This window comes from Sphingobium sp., assembly GCF_041987595.1.
GTDB lineage: Bacteria > Pseudomonadota > Alphaproteobacteria > Sphingomonadales > Sphingomonadaceae > Sphingobium.
Window position 1 is genome coordinate 35,616 of the sequence record NZ_JBHIWJ010000023.1, and the last position, 16,579, is coordinate 52,194.

Sequence of the window (16,579 nt, forward strand, 5' to 3'; positions counted from 1 at the left end):
GGGAATATGGTGTTGCGGGACGCGCAGGCGTAAAGGCGGGCAAGGACAGTCTGATCTTCACCAAGGTCGGCTATAAATGGGTGAATTTCGACGCGCTTGGTCCCGATAGCCGCGATTATCATGGCATGACCTATGGCGCGGGCGTCGAACTTTCGCCGGCCGACATGGGTGGATCAGCCCAGAGCAGCAATATCCGGCTGCGGCTGCAGGCCGATACCATGGGCAACTTCCGTTCCATCCGACCGATGGCGGGCGTGGTCGCGAAATTCTGATCTTACCGGACCGGGCGGGACGCCCCCTTGGCGGCCCGTCCTTCTGTCCAAACCTCCGTTGGAGGATTGGGGTTCGGGGCGGCTAGGACTGCGGCCGTCCCGAATTCCCCGAAACCGCCGATAGGGGCCGGACTTTTCTCATTCAGCAAAGAGCCGGTTTTAGCCAATGCGGATGCGCTTTCCTCTCCACACCGGAGAGGGTGCGGCTTAGCGTCGAAAGGATGAGGGTGAAAGGGTGCAATTGCGGTCGGCCCCGCTTTGCCACTCGACTTGGCCGGCGGCCCCGGAAGGGGAGGCCAGGTCAGCCGCTATTCCTCAGCGCCGTCGCGATGGCGTTGATCGACAATTCTATGCCTTCCTTGATGCGCGGGTCGTCCTCGCCGCTGCGGTGGCGCTTCATCAACTCGACCTGAAGCAGATTCAACGGTTCGATATAGGGCAGGCGCAGGCGGATCGAGCTGTCGAGCTTCGGATTCTTCTCCAAGAGGCGCGACTGGCCTGTGGCGGCTAGCAGACCGTCGTGGGTCTGGTCCCACCCTTCGCGGATGCGGTCGAAAATCTCCGCGCCTCGCGTCTGATCCTCCACGAGGGGCAGATAATGGGCAGCGATACCCAGGTCGGACTTGGCCAACACCATCTCCAGATTGGCGAGCGCCGATTGCAGGAAGGACCAATGCTGCGCCATGTCGGCCAGCAGCGCCTTGTCCTCGAAGGCATGGAGCGCATGTCCGACGCCATACCAGCCCGGCAGCATTACCCGCGCCTGCGCCCAGCTGAACACCCAGGGAATGGCGCGCAGATCCTCGATCCGGGTGCTTTTGGTGCGGCTGGCCGGGCGCGACCCGATCTTGAGGCCGGAAATTTCCTGAATCGGCGTGAGTTGCCGGAAGAATTCCTTGAACCCCTCCGTGCCGTAGACGAGATCGCGATAGGCGGCGAACGCGGTCCTCGACAGTTCGTCCATCGCGGCGGCGAAACGGGCCGCGTCGCGGTCGGAAATGGCTTCGGGCTCAAGGCTGGCGAGCAGGGTCGCGCTGGTCATCGCCTCCAGATTGGTCATCGCGACGTCCCGCGTGCCGAACTTCGCCGCAATCACCTCGCCCTGTTCGGTGATGCGGATGCGACCCTGCACCGTGCCCTTGGGCTGCGCCTGAATCGCCGCGAAGGAGGAGCCGCCGCCGCGCCCGACCGCGCCGCCGCGGCCGTGGAACAGCTGCATCGCGGTGCCCGCATCGGCAAAGACCGGCGCCAGCGCCTTGCTCGCCTGGAACAGCCCCCAGGTCGAAGTGATGTAGCCGCCATCCTTGTTGCTGTCGGAATAGCCGATCATCACTTCCTGATGGCCGCGCCCCTGCACCACGCCCGCAATTTCGGGCAGGCCGAAATAGGCGGTCATGATCGACGGCGCGGCTTCCAGATCGGCGATGGTTTCGAACAGCGGCACCGCCATGATCGCGGCCTGCGGCGCGCCATTCTCGCCGACTCGCCAGAGGCCCGCTTCCTTGAGGATGATGTTCACTTCCAGCAGGTCGGACACGCTTTCCGCCTTGGAAATGATATAATGGGTGATGCATTGCGGACCGTAGACACGATGCGCCTCCGCCGCGGCCTGCACGATCGCCAGTTCGGACGCGGTCTCCTCCGAATATCCCGAGAAGCGCGTGCCCAGCGGCCGGTTGCTCGCCAGTTCGCGCCGCAGCAGCGCGATGCGGGCATATTCGTCGAGCGCGGCATAGTCCGCCTCGACCCCCGCGACCTTCAGCAGTTCCGCCACCACGCGCTGATGGACGTCGCTGTTCTGCCGCATGTCGAGCGTGGCGAGGTGGAAGCCGAACGTCTCCACCGCGCGGATCAGGCGGCCCAGCGCGCCGCCCGAGGCCAGCGCGCCGTCGCCCTCGCTCGCCAGCCCCTGCGCCACGGTGACAAGGTCGCGCCGAAGATCGGCGGGGCTGGCATAGGCTTCGCCCCCGAGCGCGGAGGCGCGGGCGGGCTGCTTGCCGGTCAGCGCGCGATAGGTGGCGGCGATCCGGGCATAGATGCCGGAAATGGCGCGGCGATAGGGTTCGTCCTGACGGCTGGGCGAATTGTCGCCGCTGGCGTCGGCAAGATCCAGCACCGCCTGCGGTACATGGGCGAGTTCGGTCGAGAGCGACAGTTCCGCGCCCAGCGCATGGAGCGCATCCATGTAGTAGGTCAACGCCGCTTCGCAGCCCTTGGCCAGCGCAAGGCGCAATTGCGGCGCCTGCACGAAGGGATTGCCGTCGCGATCGCCGCCGATCCAGTTGCCGACGCGCAGGAAACTCTGGGGACGCGCGCCCAGCACCCGTTCCCACCGGGCATAGAGAGCGGGCAGCACGGGCAGGAACACGTCGCGGAAATAGGCGAGGACATTTTCGATCTCGTCCGCGACGAACAGCTTTTCCCGGCGCAACGGGCGCGTCTGCCAGAGCAGGGCGATCTGGCGGAAGATCGCTTCGTCGAGATTTTCGCCGTCGTCCGTTTCGGCCCGCCCAGCGTCCTTGAGCAGCATCAGGTCGGCGATGCGGTTCTTATGATCGATCATGCTCTTGCGCCGCACCTCGGTCGGGTGGGCGGTGAGGACCGGGACGATCAGCGCGTGGGACAGAAGGTCGAGGATGGCGTCGCGCTCGATGCCGTGGGATTCGAGCTTTTCCACCGCAGAAGCGACGTCGGCGCCCGGTTCCGCCGCCACCCCCTGCCGGTCCTCCGCCAGATTGGCCAGCATGGAAAAGAGCATGAAACCACGCACGAAGCTCAGCGTATCGTCGAGGCTGAGCGCATCGAGCCCCGTATCCACGACATCGGCGCCATGCAGCCCCCGCGCCCGGTCGACCGAGGCGGAACGGATATATTCGGTCTGCTTGTAAATCTTGTCCCCGCCATAAGCCCGAATAACGTCGCCCAGCAGACGGCCGAGATAACGGATATCGGGGTTCTGCGTGATCGCAGGCGCGTTGGAGGATGCAGGAGTCGCCATATGATCGATGCTGCATTGCAACAATCGACTGGTCAAGGAAATCGTTCCCGTGGCGACGCTTCGCCCATAGCGGGGTTGCGCTTGGGCCACAGGCTGGGCCAAAGGACTATCGTGACCGCCAGCATCAGCATAGGAAGTGACAGCAACGGCAATGCCGTTCTGGTCGACGTCGAGGAATTGCTTGCCACCCGGCTGCTCGTGCAGGGCAATTCGGGGTCGGGCAAGTCACATCTTTTGCGTCGTCTGCTGGAGGAAAGCGCCGCGCTGGTGCAGCAGGTGGTGATCGACCCGGAGGGCGATTTCGTCACGCTGGCCGATGAATATGGCCATGTGGTGATCGACGCGGGCGACTATAATGAGCGCGAGATCGTCAAGATGGCGAGCCGGATTCGCGAGCATCGCGCGTCGGTGGTGCTCAGCCTCGAGTCGCTGGAGCTGGAGGCGCAGATGAAATGCGCCGCGACCTTCCTCTCGACCCTGTTCGATGCGCCCCGCGACCATTGGTATCCCGCGCTGGTGGTGGTGGACGAGGCGCAGATGTTCGCGCCCGTCGCAGCGGGCGACGTGTCGGACGAGGCGCGGCGGCTGAGCCTCGCGGCCATGACCAACCTCATGTGCCGGGGGCGCAAGCGCGGGCTTGCGGGCGTGATCGCGACGCAACGGCTGGCGAAGCTCGCCAAGAATGTCGCGGCGGAGGCTTCGAACTTCCTGATGGGGCGCACCTTCCTCGATATCGACATGGCGCGTGCAGCGGACCTGCTGGGCATGGAGCGGCGGCAGGCCGAACAGATTCGCGATCTGGAGCGCGGGCGCTTTCTGGGGCTTGGCCCCGCCATCGCGCGGCGGCCGGTGGCAGTGAAGATCGGCGCGGTCAAGACCGGGACGCGGGGCGGCACGCACAAGCTGATGCCGCCGCCGGTCGCAGCGACAGGGGATTTGCAGGAATTGCTGTTCGCCAGTGCGGGTGAAGAGGACGCCCTGCCCCCTCCCCCGCCGCGGGCCGAGCCGCCGCCTTTGCCCGCCGAGGAATTGATGCGGGCGCTGGCGGCTGCGCCGTCGGCCAAGCCCGCCGCGCCGGAGCTGGACTTCGGACAGAATGAGCCGGTGGTGATCGCCGTGCTGGAGGAAATCGTCGCCGATCTGGGCGAAGCGCAGCCCAGCGTGTCGACGCTCTTCCAGGATTTCGGGGTGCGCTGCCGGATGAAGGGGTTGAAGACCCCGCCGCTGGATTTGCCCGCTTTCCGCAGGCGCTTCGCCATGGCGCAGGCGGGGATGTTCGACGCCGACGATCCGCGCTGGGCCGATGCCATGCGGGCGGCCGAGCCGGTGCCGGAGGATATGCTGGCGCCCTTCCTGCTGATTGCGCGGGCAGCGATGCAGGGCTTGCCCTGTCCGGACGATGTGGCGCTGGCGCGGGCCTATGGCACCAGTTCGCCGGGACGGGTGCGGCGGCTGATCGACTATATGGAAAAGCTGGGCGTGATCGTGGCGCGGACCGATTTCGGCGGGCGGCGCTCGATCGGCGTGCCGCAACTGGGACTTTCCACGGCGGCGGCCGAGGGATGAGCGTTTCGGTTCTCTTCGTCTGTCTGGGCAATATCTGCCGCTCGCCGCTGGCGGAGGCGGCTTTGCGGGCCGAGGCGGAGAAGGCCGGGCTGACGGTGGAGGTGGATTCGGCGGGCACCGGCGACTGGCATGTCGGGTCCCCGCCGGACAGCCGCGCGCAGGCGGTGGCGCTACGCAACGGCATCGACATTTCGGGCTACCGCGGGCGGCAGGTGCCGGCGGCGGATTTCCGGCGGTTTGACCATGTCTTCGCGCTGGATGGCGAGAATCTGAAGAATTTGCGAAGAGTGCGCCCCTCGGACGGAACGGCGGAGTTGCGGCTGCTGATGGATCTGGTGCCGGGGCGCGAGGGGAGCGGCGTGACCGATCCCTATTTTGGCGATGAGGCCGGGTTCGATGTGACCTGGGACGATGTGACGCAGGCGGCGAGGGCGATTGTGGAGCGGTTGGGAAAATAGCCGTTCCTCCTCGTCCTTCCCGACCTCCGTTCGGGCGGACGGGGAGAGGTCGGGTAATCAGGCCAGGTGCGTCTCTATCGGCAAACCACCCTTGAGCGTGAGCGTGACCGGAGTGCGCTCCGCCACATCGGCCAGCTTTGCCTTTTGCGCTTCGTCCAGACCCCTGATCGTCAGGGCGCGGTCGATACGGCGATCATCCTTGCCGCCCGAAAGCCTCAGCGCCACGTCGAGCGATTCGAGCGGCCATTCCTTCTTCTCCGCATACATCCGCAACGTGATCGCGGTGCAGGCGCCCAGCGACGCGAGCAGCAGGTCGAAGGGCGCGGGGCCAAGATTGCCGCCGCCGAGGCTTTCCGGCTCATCGGCGGTAAGGGCATGGCCGCCGACCTCGACCTGCGTTCGGTAGCGGTCCTTGCCGATATGGGCGGTGCCTTGGGCCATGCTCGTTACTCCGGCAGGGGGATGAATTCATGTTCGGCGGGCACGGGGGCGAAGCGCTGGGCCTTCCAGTCGGCCTTGGCCTGCTCCAGCCGCTCCGGCGAGGAGGAGACGAAGTTCCAGAAGATATGACGCTGTTCGGGCAGCGGCTCGCCGCCCAGCAGCATCAGCCGGGCCGGCCCCTTGGCGCGCAAGATGATTTCCGCGCCGGGCTTGAAGATGATGAGTTCGTTGGTCGCGAAGGCGCCGCTCTGGCCGATCACCTCCACCTCGCCGCCGACGACGTAGATGGCGCGTTCGACATGTTCGGCCTTGAGCTGATAGCGGGCACCGTCCTGCAACGCGATGTCGGCATAGACCATGTCGGAGAAAGTCCTGACCGGCGAGATCAGCCCGTCGGAGGTGCCCGCGATCACTGTCAGGCGGATGCCGTCGGCTTCCGTCGTGGGGATTTCCTGCGCCTTGTGATGGGCGAAGCCGGGGTCGACCTCCTCAAATTGCCTGGGCAGCGCCACCCAGGTCTGGAGGCCGAACAGCTTGCCGCCCGACGCGCGGATTTCCGGGCTGGTGCGCTCGCTATGGACGATGCCGCTGCCCGCCGTCATCCAGTTGACCTCGCCGGGGCGGATCGGCTGGACCGAGCCGACCGAATCCCGGTGCAGGATTTCGCCCTCCAGCAAATAGGTTACGGTCGCAAGGCCGATATGCGGGTGCGGGCGGACGTCGAGACCTTCGCCGCTGTTGAAGGTCGCCTCGCCCATCTGGTCGAAGAAGATGAAGGGGCCGACCATGCGGCGATGCGCGGAGGGGAGTGCGCGGCGAACCTGAAAGCCGTCACCCAGATCGCGGACCGGCGGCAGAATGACGAGATCGACGCCTTCGACGTCTGAGGAGCGGATGGACATGGCAATTTTTCCTTATCAGGCGCCGAGGAGCGCCATGGCTTCGATCTGGGCGCGGGAGAAGCCCTGCGCGGTGAGGGTGGGAATATGGCGCTCCGCGATCTGGCGGGTGCGGCCGGATTCGCAGAGGAAATCGCGGATCGGGCGCATCTGTTCGGGCAGCGCTGCGGGCGTCTTTTTCGGGCCGATCAGGGCGTCCAGCGCATGCCCGATGCGCGAGCGAAACGCGCCACGCCCAGCAGGTTCGCCACAGCCGCAATCGGCGACGGCATTCAGGGCAGCCTTCACATCCTGCCATTCGGCGGGGCTGAGGCGCGGGGCGGCGATGTTCAGCATGGTAAGGCTCCCTGTCGTTCGATGAAATCCTTTTAGCGCAGGTTTGCTTTAAGGATCATGAGGATAATATCGCTCAGACTGTTCGAATTTTTCGAAAAGAGCCGGGTGCGGGGGACGCACCCAGCCCTTTCCGTCGTCAGGCCGCGTCGACCATGACGATTTCGCTATCCTCGATGGCGGTCACGCGGATGACATCGATATCGCTGATCGCAGCGCCGTCGCGGGCGTTGATGCGGACGTCGTCGATCCGGATCGCGCCGGTAGCAGGGACCAGATAGGCCTTGCGCTCCTTTCCGATCGCATATTCCGCCGTGTCTCCCGCCTTCAGCGTGGCCGCTACCACCCGCGCATCGGTGCGGATCGGCAGCGCATCATTGTCATTCTCATAACCCGACGCCAGCGTCACGAAATGGCCCGAACGCTCGCCCTTGGGGAAGGGCCGCGCGCCCCAGCTCGGCGCTTCGCCGTCGCGGGTGGGGATGATCCAGATCTGGAAAATCCGGGTCGTCACATCCTCCAGATTATATTCCGAATGACGGATGCCGGTGCCCGCGCTCATCACCTGCACGTCGCCCGCTTCGGTGCGACCCTTGTTACCCAGGCTGTCCTGATGGGTGATCGCGCCTTCGCGGACATAGGTGATGATCTCCATGTCGCGATGCGGGTGCGGCGGGAAGCCGGTCTGCGGCGCGATCGTGTCATCGTTCCACACGCGCAGATTGCCCCAGTGCATCCGGGCCGGATCATGATAGCCCGCGAACGAGAAGTGATGCTTGGCGTCGAGCCAGCCATGGTTGGCGCCGCCGAGGCTGTCGAAAGGGCGAAGTTCGATCATGTCTTGTCTCCTGCGGTACGGCGCCGGTGGAAGGTGGGCCGTCCCTGTTGGAGATGCTTCTAGACCTCACCCGCTTTATCGGTCAGAGAGATAAAATCTGCCAAAACGTTCCAGGAAATCGAAAAGTGAATAATCCGGGCATACCGACCTTCGACCAGCTGCGCATCTTCCTGACCATCGTGGATACGGGCAGTTTCGCGGGCGCGGGCCGCAAGCTCAACCGGGCGGTGTCGGTGATCAGCTATGGCATCGCCAATCTGGAGGCGCAGCTGGGCCTTACCCTGTTCGACCGTGAAGGGACGAAGAAGCCGCAGCTGACGGTTGCGGGACGGGCTTTGCTGGCGGAGGTGCGATCGATCTCGCACGGCATCGACGGCCTGCGGGCCAAGGTGAAGGGACTGCTCGACGGACTGGAGGCGGAGGTCAATCTGGCGGTCGACGTCATGCTGCCGGCGGAACGGCTGGGGAAGGTGCTGCGCACCTTTGCAAAGGAATTTCCGACGGTGCAGTTGCGGCTGCATGTCGAGGCGCTGGGCGCGATCACGGCGATGGTGCTGGATCGGGGCGCGGCGATCGGGCTGTCGGGACCTCTCTCGGCGGGCGTCGAGGGAATTGAAAGCATAAGCGCGGGATCGGTGGCGATGGTGCCGGTGGCGGCGCCGGATCATCCGCTGGGGCGCATGGAAGCGATCTCGCCGGGCGCCGGGCGGGATTATACGCAGCTGGTGCTGACCGACCGCTCGCGCTTCACCGAGGGGCAGGATTTTTCGGTGAGCAGCCCCAAGACGTGGCGGCTGGCGGATCTGGGCGCGAAACATGCGTTGCTGCGCGAGGGGATCGGCTGGGGCAATATGCCGCTGCCGATGATCGAGCCGGATCTGGTGGCGGGAACGCTGGTGCGGCTGGTCATGCCGGATCATCCGGGCGGGACCTATCGCTTTTCCGGCATCTGGCGGCGGGACACGCCGCCGGGACCGGCGGCAAGCTGGCTGCTGGAGCAGTTTGTGGCGATGGGGCGTGAGGATAAGGAATTGGAGGGGATGTCGGACGTGTAAAAGCTCCCCTCCCGCACAGGGTAGGGGAGCTGATGACGGTCAGGCCTGAATGAAGGCCAGCAGATCGGCGTTGAACTGGTCCTGATGGGTCGCGGTCAGGCCATGGCCTGCGCCGTCATAGACCTTCAGTTCAGCGTCCTTCACGATCTTCGCGCTCAGTTCGCCGGCATTGCCGATGGGCACGATCTGGTCGTCGGCGCCATGAATCACGAGCGTCGGCACGTCGATCGCCTTCAGGTCATCGGTATAGTCCACCTCGGAAAATTCGCGGATGCAGAGATATTGGCCGAGGATCGATCCTTGCATCCCCTGCCGCCAGAAGCTCTGGCGCAAACCTTCGTTCACCGCCACGCCCTCGCGGTTGAAACCGTAAAAGGGCGTCGTCAGGTCAAGATAAAATTGCGAGCGATTGTCGGCCACGCCCTTGCGAATGCCGTCGAACACATCGAGCGGCAGCCCGTTCGGATAGGCTTCGCTCTTCGCCATGCGGGGCGGAACGGCGCCGACCAGCACCATCTTGGCAACGCGGGCGGTGCCATGGCGACCGACATAATGGCTGATCTCGCCGCCGCCGGTCGAATGGCCGACCAAAACCGCGTTGCCGAGGTCCAGCGCCTCGATCACCGCGGCCAGATCGTCGGCATAGGTGTCCATGTCGTTGCCGGTGGCGGGCTGGTCCGAACGGCCGTGGCCGCGGCGGTCATGGGCGACGACGCGATAGCCCTTGCTCAGCAAGAACAGCATCTGCCCGTCCCAGGCATCGGCGCTGAGCGGCCAGCCATGGGAAAAGACGACGGGCTGAGCGTCCTTCGGCCCCCAATCCTTGAAGAAGATGTTGGTGCCGTCCTTGGTGGTGATGCGGGTCATGTCGTGGTTCCTTTCAGTCTGGAGGGGCGGGATGTCCGTCTCGATGCACGGGAGATAGGGCGGACCGTCCTTGCGCGGGATTGGCGGACACGACATTATGCGGGCCGATTCCGACAAAGGAGCCGATATGCCCACGCCGACGCTGCCCGACGCGGCCATTGTGCCGCTGATCGAAGTCGGATTGATGATCTATCCCGACTGTCAGATGGGGATGGTCCACGGCATCACCGACCTGTTCGACGTCGCGGGCCGCTTTGCGGTGGACAATGGTCGGCGTCCGGTGCGCGTCAGCCACTGGCGGTTGCAGGAGGGCGGGGGCTTTGCGCGTTGCCGCGACAGCCATCCGGACGAAGCGGCGGGCAATTCGCCGACCGTGCTCGTCGTGCCAGGCAGCCTCCACAAGCTGATCGAGCCCGGCGAGGCCGAACCCTATGCGCGCTGGCTGCTCGACCGGCACGCGCAGGGTGCGGTGCTGGCGTCGAACTGCGGCGGCGCCTTCTTTCTTGCGGCAACGGGGCTGCTCGCGGGGCGGCCCGCGACGACCCACTGGTATTTTGCCGAGGAGTTCCGGCGCCGCTTTCCCGACGTCCGCATGGAGGCCGACCGGATGGTGATCGACGATGGCGACATCGTCACCGCGGGCGGCATGATGGCGTGGACCGACCTCGGCCTGCGTATCGTCGAGCGCCTGCTCGGTCCGACGGTGATGATCGAGACTGCGCGCTTCCTGCTGCTGGACCCCGCGGGGCGCGAACAGAAAAATTATGCGAGCTTTGCACCGAGGCTGACGCATGGCGACGAGCCGATCCTGAAGGTCCAGCACTGGTTGCAGGCGCGCCGCGCGGGTCCGGTCACGGTCGCCGAAATGGCGCGTGAGGCCGGGATGGAAGAGCGGACCTTTCAGCGGCGCTTCAAGGCGGCGACGGGGATGACGCCGGTCGAATATGTCCAGCATCTGCGCGTCGGCAAGGCGCGCGAGCTGCTGGAGTTCACGCGGCGCCCGGTCGATCAGATCGCCTGGAGCGTCGGCTATGAGGATGCCGCCGCCTTCCGCAAGCTGTTCCACCGCCTGATCGGCCTGTCGCCGCACGGCTATCGCCAGCGCTTTTCGACGCCGGGATCGCTGACCGAAGCGGCATGATCGGCGGCGACTATCCGGCAGGTAATCGCCGAGGCGGCGAAGGTTCGCGATAACGGCCAGTGAAGCGCCGACAATTTTTTTCGCCCATGTGTCGATTCCGGTTGGGCTCGTTCGTCGTCAGCATAGGAGGCCGCTGTTGGCCCCGCTAACAAGGAGATGACCAATGCGTGTGATGGTGTTCGTAAAGGCGACCGAGGACAGCGAAAAGGGCCTGCCGCCGACCGAAGAAATGACCGCGATGTTCGAGGCGATGGGCAAGTTCAACGAAGAACTGGTCAACGCCGGGGTGATGGTGTCGGGCGACGGGTTGAAGCCGTCGTCGCACGGCAAGCGGATCCACTTCGACGGCCCGAGCCGCACGGTGATCGACGGTCCTTTCGCCGAAGCGCGCGAACTGGTTGCCGGTTACTGGATCTGGGAGGTCAAGGACATGGACGAGGCGGTCGCCTGGGCCAAGCGCTGCCCCAATCCGATGATGGGGCCGAGCGACCTCGAGATCCGCCCCTTCTATGAAATGGAGGATTTCGGTGACGCGGTGACCCCCGAGATCGCCGAGCAGGAACAGCGCCTGCGCGAAAGGCTCGCCGGCGAATGACGCCTGTGTCCGCTGCCAGGCTTGCCTCGTCGGCGAGTTTCCCGGACAAGGCGGGCATGGCAGTGGACGATACCCACCGGGCAATCGAGGCGGTTTTCCGGATCGAACGGGCCAGGCTGATCGCCCGTCTTGCCCGCCTGACCCGCGACGTCGACCGCGCCGAGGAGCTGGCGCAGGATGCGCTGCTCGTCGCGCTGACCGAATGGCCGAAAAGCGGCGTTCCGGCCAATCCCGGCGCCTGGCTGATGGCCGCGGCGAAGCGGCGCGCGATCGACGGCATCCGGCATACCGCGATGCAGGGACGCAAGCATGCCGAGATCGCCCGCGAACTCGACGAGGAGCAGGGCATGAGTGCGGAGGCCATGGAAGCGGCGCTGGACGATCCGCTGGGCGACGAGTTGCTCGGCCTCATCTTCGCCGCCTGTCATCCGGTGATTTCGCGCGAAGCGCGCGCCGCGCTGACGCTGCGGCTGGTCGGCGGGCTGACGGTCGAGGAGATTGCGCGCGCCTTCCTGTCGAACGAGGCCGCGATTGCGGCGCGGATCACCCGCGCCAAGAAGGCGATCGCCAGGGCGGGCGTGGCGTTCGAGGTGCCGCGCGGCGCCGAGCTGGCGGCGCGGCTGCCCTCGGTGCTGGAGGTCGTCTATCTGATCTTCAACGAAGGCTATGCTGCGACCAGCGGGCCGTCGCTGGTGCGGCCCCCGCTGTGCGCCGAGGCGCAGCGGCTGGGACGTATCCTGGCGGCGCTGATGCCGGGCGAACCGGAGGTGCTGGGGCTGCTGGCGCTGATGGAGATTCAGGCGTCGCGGCTGGCGGCGCGCGCCGCGCCGGACGGCAGGTTCGTGCCGCTGACCGAGCAGAACCGCGCCCGCTGGGACCAGCTCCTGATCCGCCGCGGCCTCAATGCGCTGGCGCGGGTCGAGGCGCTGGGCGGCGCCGACGGACCCTATGCGTTGCAGGCGGCGCTTGCGGCGTGTCACGCAAGGGCGCTACGCGCCGAGGACACCGACTGGCGGCGCATCGCCGCACTTTACGACCGGCTGGGGCAGGTGACGCCATCGCCGGTGGTCGAGCTCAACCGTGCGGTCGCGCACAGCATGGCGTTCGGTCCCGAAGCGGGACTGAAGCTGGTCGACGCGATCGCCGACGAAGCGGCGCTGCGCAACTATGCCCCGCTGCCCGCGGCGCGCGGCGATTTCCTGCTGCGGGCCGGGCGAAAGGCCGAAGCGCGCGGCGCATTCGAGGCGGCGGCGGCGCTGTCGACCAATGAACGCGAACGCGAATGGCTGCTCGCCCGCGCCGCGGAATGCGGCTGAGGCGCGAGACAGGACAGCACTGACCGATGCGCTAACTATCGGTAATTGTGTCGTAACATTTCGCCTGTCGCCCCGTCGCTCGTCGACGATAGAAGGCCGCCGGTCGAAACAATACCTAGAATGCTTTGTTTCTGCGCCATGGTCGTGGTGGCTTTTCGCGGTGCCGCGAACGCCGCCTTTCAGTTCAGGAGTTTATCGCTTCGCCCGGCTGCTTTCACGGTGGACCAGATCGTGCCGGTTGCCCCTTCGCTTCCTCCCCCACGAAGGTGATCGGAAATGACCATTCCCCTCGACGCGGCCGCTGGCGGCTGCGAATGCCTGCCTTCGCGGCGGCGCTTCGAACGCGACGATCCGCCCGCCGAGCGGTCGGTAAACGCCTTTGTCCTGCGATATGAGGATCGCTGGTTCGGCATCGAAAAGCAGGTTGCGTTCGAGGCCCCCGATCTGGCTACCGCGCTGGCGATGGTCGAGCATGAGCCGATCGGGCGTTGGGCCGAATTGTCGCTGGACGGCAGGACGCTCTGCCGCTGCGGCGGCGAGCCTGATGGCGCGGCGCGTTATTGGGTCGTCGATTGATGGGCCAGGTCGCGGCGGCCTTGCCGCGCGATCATTCGGCCGTTTGAGCGGCGATCCGAACCTTCTCGGCGCGCAGTTTTTCGGTGTGGAGCAGCTTGTCGGCCATCGCCTGCCACGCCGCCGCGGCGCGCAGGTTGCGCTCGCGAACCTGGGTCAGCGCCGAGGCATCGGCCTCAGCGGTGCATTTTTCGGCTTGGGCAAGATAAAATTCGGTGGTGGCCGACACGGGGCTTTGCTCCTGTAAGGTGGCGGGTCAGTCGACCATATCGGCGATCAGGCGCCGGAGTTCGCGCCGCGACAGCGTCGGGCGGCGGCGCGGCGCATTCGCCGTCATGGCCTTTCCGGCCAGCGACAGCGCAGGCAGCGCGGGGATGATCGAGGGATTGGTCTGGAATAGAGTCATCATCTTTATCTTTGATTTCTGCGTTATGTGAATATGCCCGGTCAGCGCGAACGGCGCTGTCCGGGAGTGGCCGGCCCGCCGCCGCGTTCGCGGTAGACGAGGCGCCCCTTGCTGAGGTCATAGGGCGTCATTTCGACGCGGACCGCGTCGCCAACGACCGTCCGGATGCGGAAACGCCGCATCCGGCCGGCCGTATAGACGACGACCCGATGACCATTTTCGAGCAGGACGCCGAAGCGCCCGTCGGGCAGGACTTCGTCGACCTGCCCGTCGAAGGTCATCAGCTCCTCCTTGGCCAAGATCAGGCCGACTGGAGGTTGATCGCCGAAACCTTGCCGTTGCGGCCGGTTTCGAGCTCGTAGGAGACGCGCTGCTCCTTATTGAGCGTGTCCATGCCCGCGGCCTGGACCGCGGTGATGTGGACGAAGCTGTCGCCCGAGCCGTCTTCATTTTCGATGAAGCCATAGCCCTTGTCATTGTTGAAGAATTTTACGGTGCCGATCGGCATGAGAGTGTTTCCTTTCACGAAAACGGGAAATCCTCCGGCAAAAGCACCGGCGGAGCTGGCAGCATGTGAAGGGAAAAGTCTGCCCCGAAAGGCCGTCAAATTCCGTCGCAGGCGACGTTAGCGAGGCCGATATGGAGGATTTTTCCCGAAAAGTCAAGGTGGCGTCCAAAATTGCGGCGGATGGATGCGGGATCGGCGCGGCGATTTTGCTGGGTGTGTGATGATGAAGTTGATGCGGGGGCCGGGAATTATTTTGGCGGGAGGCCGCGATAAAGGCGGATTATTTGGGACTTTATCTTTCGGGCAAATATCCGTGCCCCGGTGAAAGCCGGGGTCCAGGGGCGCGGTGCGCAACGCGCGGCTTTTGCCCGCCCTGGGCCCCGGCTTTCGCCGGGGTACGGGTGGCACTGGCATCGAGCGAGGCCGGGGTGGCCGCGAGGGAAAGGTGGCCGCAAGCGCAGACGAGCGCTGCGCGCTCGGCCCCTCCGTCAGCCGCTTTGCGGCTGCCACCTCCCCATGGCTTCGCCACAGGGAGGATTGGTCAGGCGCCGTTGGCGGCGCTGAGGATCGCGCGGACGCTGGCCGTCGCGACGTCGGTGTCGAGGCCGCAGCCGAACAGGCTCTTCCCGTCGGCGGTGCGGCATTCGACGTAAGCGGCCGCCTGAACATTGCTGCCCTGGCCGATCGCGTGCTCGCTGTAATCGACGATGTCCATGACCGGGCCGCCCGATTCGGCGAGCGCGGCGATGACGCTCGACATCAGGCCGTTGCCGCGGCCGCTGACGCTGCGTTCCTGGCCGTCGATGCGGAGGACTCCAGCAAAGATGCGACTGGCCGTGGGTGCCCCTCCACCACTTCGTGGCCCCCCTCCCCGTTCCGGGGAGGAATGGCTTTCGGACCAGTCGACGAGCTGGAAGCGTTTGGCGTCGGTGGTCAGATAGGCGCGCTCGAAGGCGTGCCAGATGTCCTCGGCGCCGAGTTCGCGGCTCGTTTCGTCTGCCAATGCCTGTACGATGTGGCTGAAGCTCGCCTGCATTTTCTTGGGCAGTTTCAGCCCCTTGTCCTGTTCGAGCACCCAGGCGACGCCGCCCTTGCCCGACTGGCTGTTGACGCGGATCACCGCTTCATAGCTGCGCCCCAGGTCGGCGGGGTCGATGGGGAGATAAGGGACTTCCCAGCGTTCGTCATTCTGGCGCTCGCGCGCGGCGAAGCCCTTTTTGATCGCGTCCTGATGGCTGCCCGAAAAGGCGGTGTAGACGAGCGCGCCGCCATAGGGGTGGCGCGGGTGGACGGGGAGCTGGTTGCAATATTCGACCGTCGCGATGACCTCGTCGATATTCGAGAAGTCGAGGCCGGGGTCGACCCCCTGCGTGTACATGTTGAGCGCGATGGTGACGAGGCAGGTGTTGCCGGTGCGCTCGCCATTGCCGAACAGGCAGCCCTCGACGCGGTCGGCGCCCGCAAGCAGGCCGAGTTCGGCCGCCGCGACGCCGGTGCCGCGGTCGTTGTGGGTGTGCAGCGAGATGATCGCGCGGTCGCGGTTCGGCAGGTTCTTGGCGAAATACTCGATCTGGTCGGCGTAGATGTTGGGCGTCGCCGCCTCGACCGTCGCGGGGAGGTTGAGGATTATCGGGTTGTCGGGGGTGGGGGCGAGGATGCCCATCACCGCTTCGCACACCTCGATGCTGAAATCGAGCTCGGTGGTCGAGAAGCATTCGGGGCTGTACTGGAAACGCCAGTCGGTGCCGGGCAGGCGCGCGGCATTGTCGCGCAGCTGCTTTGCGCCCTCGATCGCGATCGCCTTGATGTCGGCCTTGTCCATGCCGAACACGATCTTGCGCCACGCCGGTGCGAGCGCATTATAGACGTGGACGATCGCGGCGCGGGCGCCCGCGAGGCTGTCGAAGCTGGTGCGGATGAGGTCGGCGCGGCTTTGCGTCAGCACCTGCGGCGTGACATCGTCGGGGATGCGGCCCGAGCGGACGAGGCCCTGGATATAGTCGAAATCGGTCGCGCCGCTGGCGGGAAAGCCGACCTCGATCTCCTTGAACCCGGCCTTCACCAGCAGGTCGAAGAAGCGCGTTTTTTTCTCGGCATCCATCGGGTCGATCAACGACTGGTTGCCGTCGCGCAGGTCGGTCGACAGCCAGATGGGGGCGAGGGTGATCGTGCGCGAGGGCCATTCGCGGTGGGCGAGCGGAACCTGCGGAAAGGCGCTATATTTGACCGAGGGGTCAGGGAGCATGGTCATGGGATGAAAACTTCTTCTTCGGGTGGTTGCGTCAGTGTCGATCGGACCCTTGAGCGGGTGGC

At 65.7% G+C, this 16,579-nt stretch carries 17 protein-coding genes and 2 pseudogenes; 8 read left to right on the forward strand and 11 right to left on the reverse strand.

All coding sequences use genetic code 11. The features are described from left to right. Positions 1-272: pseudogene (locus ACFC3J_RS08500) on the forward strand (opacity protein); the annotation flags it as partial. Between the two features lie 301 nt (positions 273-573). Here the strand turns inward: ACFC3J_RS08500 and ppc are convergent. Then, on the reverse strand, positions 574-3,270 hold the full coding sequence (gene ppc / locus ACFC3J_RS08505) for a phosphoenolpyruvate carboxylase (RefSeq protein WP_375195750.1): 2,697 nt from the start codon (positions 3,268-3,270) through the stop codon (positions 574-576). Positions 3,271-3,381: 111 nt separating this feature from the next. On the opposite strand from ppc, the gene ACFC3J_RS08510 reads away from it, so the two are divergent. Both ACFC3J_RS08510 and ACFC3J_RS08515 read left to right on the forward strand, forming a co-directional pair. After that, the gene (locus ACFC3J_RS08510; protein WP_375195751.1) at positions 3,382-4,836 is read left to right on the forward strand and encodes a helicase HerA domain-containing protein; all 1,455 of its coding nucleotides are present in this window, start codon (positions 3,382-3,384) and stop codon (positions 4,834-4,836) included. Further along, on the forward strand, positions 4,833-5,294 hold the full coding sequence (locus ACFC3J_RS08515) for a low molecular weight protein-tyrosine-phosphatase (protein WP_375195752.1): 462 nt from the start codon (positions 4,833-4,835) through the stop codon (positions 5,292-5,294). Before ACFC3J_RS08510 ends, ACFC3J_RS08515 begins: the two co-directional genes overlap by 4 nt. A gap of 57 nt (positions 5,295-5,351) precedes the next feature. On the opposite strand, the gene ACFC3J_RS08520 is transcribed toward ACFC3J_RS08515, so the two are convergent. The 4 genes from ACFC3J_RS08520 to ACFC3J_RS08535 all read right to left on the reverse strand — a co-directional run bounded on the left by ACFC3J_RS08520 (position 5,352) and on the right by ACFC3J_RS08535 (position 7,805). Beyond that, complete coding sequence (locus ACFC3J_RS08520) at positions 5,352-5,735, reverse strand: OsmC family protein (RefSeq protein WP_375195753.1); 384 nt, start codon at positions 5,733-5,735, stop codon at positions 5,352-5,354. Positions 5,736-5,740: 5 nt separating this feature from the next. Further along, positions 5,741-6,637: a pirin family protein gene (locus ACFC3J_RS08525; RefSeq protein ID WP_375195754.1), complete on the reverse strand. Its 897-nt coding sequence runs from the start codon at positions 6,635-6,637 to the stop codon at positions 5,741-5,743. A gap of 15 nt (positions 6,638-6,652) precedes the next feature. Continuing rightward, the gene (locus ACFC3J_RS08530; protein WP_375195755.1) at positions 6,653-6,970 is read right to left on the reverse strand and encodes a hypothetical protein; all 318 of its coding nucleotides are present in this window, start codon (positions 6,968-6,970) and stop codon (positions 6,653-6,655) included. 136 nt (positions 6,971-7,106) lie between these two features. Beyond that, the gene (locus ACFC3J_RS08535) at positions 7,107-7,805 is read right to left on the reverse strand and encodes a pirin family protein (RefSeq protein WP_375195756.1); all 699 of its coding nucleotides are present in this window, start codon (positions 7,803-7,805) and stop codon (positions 7,107-7,109) included. A 125-nt stretch (positions 7,806-7,930) separates the two neighbouring features. Between ACFC3J_RS08535 and ACFC3J_RS08540 the strand changes: the two genes are divergently transcribed. Next, positions 7,931-8,860, forward strand: coding sequence for a LysR family transcriptional regulator (locus ACFC3J_RS08540; protein ID WP_375195757.1), 930 nt, complete (start codon positions 7,931-7,933; stop codon positions 8,858-8,860). 39 nt (positions 8,861-8,899) lie between these two features. On the opposite strand, the gene ACFC3J_RS08545 is transcribed toward ACFC3J_RS08540, so the two are convergent. Then, the gene (locus ACFC3J_RS08545; RefSeq protein ID WP_375195758.1) at positions 8,900-9,727 is read right to left on the reverse strand and encodes an alpha/beta fold hydrolase; all 828 of its coding nucleotides are present in this window, start codon (positions 9,725-9,727) and stop codon (positions 8,900-8,902) included. A 127-nt stretch (positions 9,728-9,854) separates the two neighbouring features. On the opposite strand from ACFC3J_RS08545, the gene ACFC3J_RS08550 reads away from it, so the two are divergent. The 4 genes and pseudogenes from ACFC3J_RS08550 to ACFC3J_RS08565 all read left to right on the forward strand — a co-directional run bounded on the left by ACFC3J_RS08550 (position 9,855) and on the right by ACFC3J_RS08565 (position 13,355). Continuing rightward, on the forward strand, positions 9,855-10,868 hold the full coding sequence (locus tag ACFC3J_RS08550) for a GlxA family transcriptional regulator (RefSeq protein WP_120219053.1): 1,014 nt from the start codon (positions 9,855-9,857) through the stop codon (positions 10,866-10,868). A 163-nt stretch (positions 10,869-11,031) separates the two neighbouring features. Beyond that, positions 11,032-11,391 (forward strand): annotated as a pseudogene (locus ACFC3J_RS08555) (YciI family protein); the annotation flags it as partial. 68 nt (positions 11,392-11,459) lie between these two features. Beyond that, complete coding sequence (locus ACFC3J_RS08560; RefSeq protein WP_197715367.1) at positions 11,460-12,779, forward strand: RNA polymerase sigma factor; 1,320 nt, start codon at positions 11,460-11,462, stop codon at positions 12,777-12,779. Between the two features lie 276 nt (positions 12,780-13,055). Then, the gene (locus ACFC3J_RS08565) at positions 13,056-13,355 is read left to right on the forward strand and encodes a hypothetical protein (RefSeq protein ID WP_120219055.1); all 300 of its coding nucleotides are present in this window, start codon (positions 13,056-13,058) and stop codon (positions 13,353-13,355) included. A 31-nt stretch (positions 13,356-13,386) separates the two neighbouring features. Here the strand turns inward: ACFC3J_RS08565 and ACFC3J_RS08570 are convergent, their stop codons facing one another. The 5 genes from ACFC3J_RS08570 to leuA form a co-directional block, all read right to left on the reverse strand. Beyond that, positions 13,387-13,581 carry a hypothetical protein gene (locus tag ACFC3J_RS08570; RefSeq protein ID WP_120219056.1) on the reverse strand — a complete coding sequence of 65 codons (195 nt, stop codon included), beginning with the start codon at positions 13,579-13,581 and terminating at the stop codon, positions 13,387-13,389. A 27-nt stretch (positions 13,582-13,608) separates the two neighbouring features. Beyond that, complete coding sequence (locus ACFC3J_RS08575; protein WP_172594972.1) at positions 13,609-13,761, reverse strand: hypothetical protein; 153 nt, start codon at positions 13,759-13,761, stop codon at positions 13,609-13,611. Positions 13,762-13,799: 38 nt separating this feature from the next. Next, entirely contained in the window at positions 13,800-14,057 is a 258-nt protein-coding gene (gene infA / locus ACFC3J_RS08580; RefSeq protein ID WP_120219057.1) for a translation initiation factor IF-1, read from the reverse strand. Positions 14,058-14,059: 2 nt separating this feature from the next. Next, complete coding sequence (locus ACFC3J_RS08585) at positions 14,060-14,266, reverse strand: cold-shock protein (RefSeq protein WP_120219058.1); 207 nt, start codon at positions 14,264-14,266, stop codon at positions 14,060-14,062. Positions 14,267-14,807: 541 nt separating this feature from the next. Then, positions 14,808-16,517, reverse strand: a complete 1,710-nt coding sequence (gene leuA / locus ACFC3J_RS08590) for a 2-isopropylmalate synthase (RefSeq protein WP_375195759.1) — start codon at positions 16,515-16,517, stop codon at positions 14,808-14,810. Positions 16,518-16,579: the final 62 nt, after the last annotated feature.

Coding starts and splice junctions, on each gene's coding strand:
- ppc (WP_375195750.1), bottom strand. CDS start 3,270: ATGGCGACTCCTGCATCCTCCAACGCGCCTGCGATCACGCAGAACCCC.
- leuA (WP_375195759.1), bottom strand. CDS start 16,517: ATGACCATGCTCCCTGACCCCTCGGTCAAATATAGCGCCTTTCCGCAG.
- ACFC3J_RS08565 (WP_120219055.1), top strand. CDS start 13,056: ATGACCATTCCCCTCGACGCGGCCGCTGGCGGCTGCGAATGCCTGCCT.
- ACFC3J_RS08585 (WP_120219058.1), bottom strand. CDS start 14,266: ATGCCGATCGGCACCGTAAAATTCTTCAACAATGACAAGGGCTATGGC.
- ACFC3J_RS08545 (WP_375195758.1), bottom strand. CDS start 9,727: ATGACCCGCATCACCACCAAGGACGGCACCAACATCTTCTTCAAGGAT.
- ACFC3J_RS08520 (WP_375195753.1), bottom strand. CDS start 5,735: ATGGCCCAAGGCACCGCCCATATCGGCAAGGACCGCTACCGAACGCAG.
- ACFC3J_RS08515 (WP_375195752.1), top strand. CDS start 4,833: ATGAGCGTTTCGGTTCTCTTCGTCTGTCTGGGCAATATCTGCCGCTCG.
- ACFC3J_RS08560 (WP_197715367.1), top strand. CDS start 11,460: ATGACGCCTGTGTCCGCTGCCAGGCTTGCCTCGTCGGCGAGTTTCCCG.
- ACFC3J_RS08530 (WP_375195755.1), bottom strand. CDS start 6,970: ATGCTGAACATCGCCGCCCCGCGCCTCAGCCCCGCCGAATGGCAGGAT.
- ACFC3J_RS08525 (WP_375195754.1), bottom strand. CDS start 6,637: ATGTCCATCCGCTCCTCAGACGTCGAAGGCGTCGATCTCGTCATTCTG.
- ACFC3J_RS08535 (WP_375195756.1), bottom strand. CDS start 7,805: ATGATCGAACTTCGCCCTTTCGACAGCCTCGGCGGCGCCAACCATGGC.
- ACFC3J_RS08575 (WP_172594972.1), bottom strand. CDS start 13,761: ATGATGACTCTATTCCAGACCAATCCCTCGATCATCCCCGCGCTGCCT.
- ACFC3J_RS08550 (WP_120219053.1), top strand. CDS start 9,855: ATGCCCACGCCGACGCTGCCCGACGCGGCCATTGTGCCGCTGATCGAA.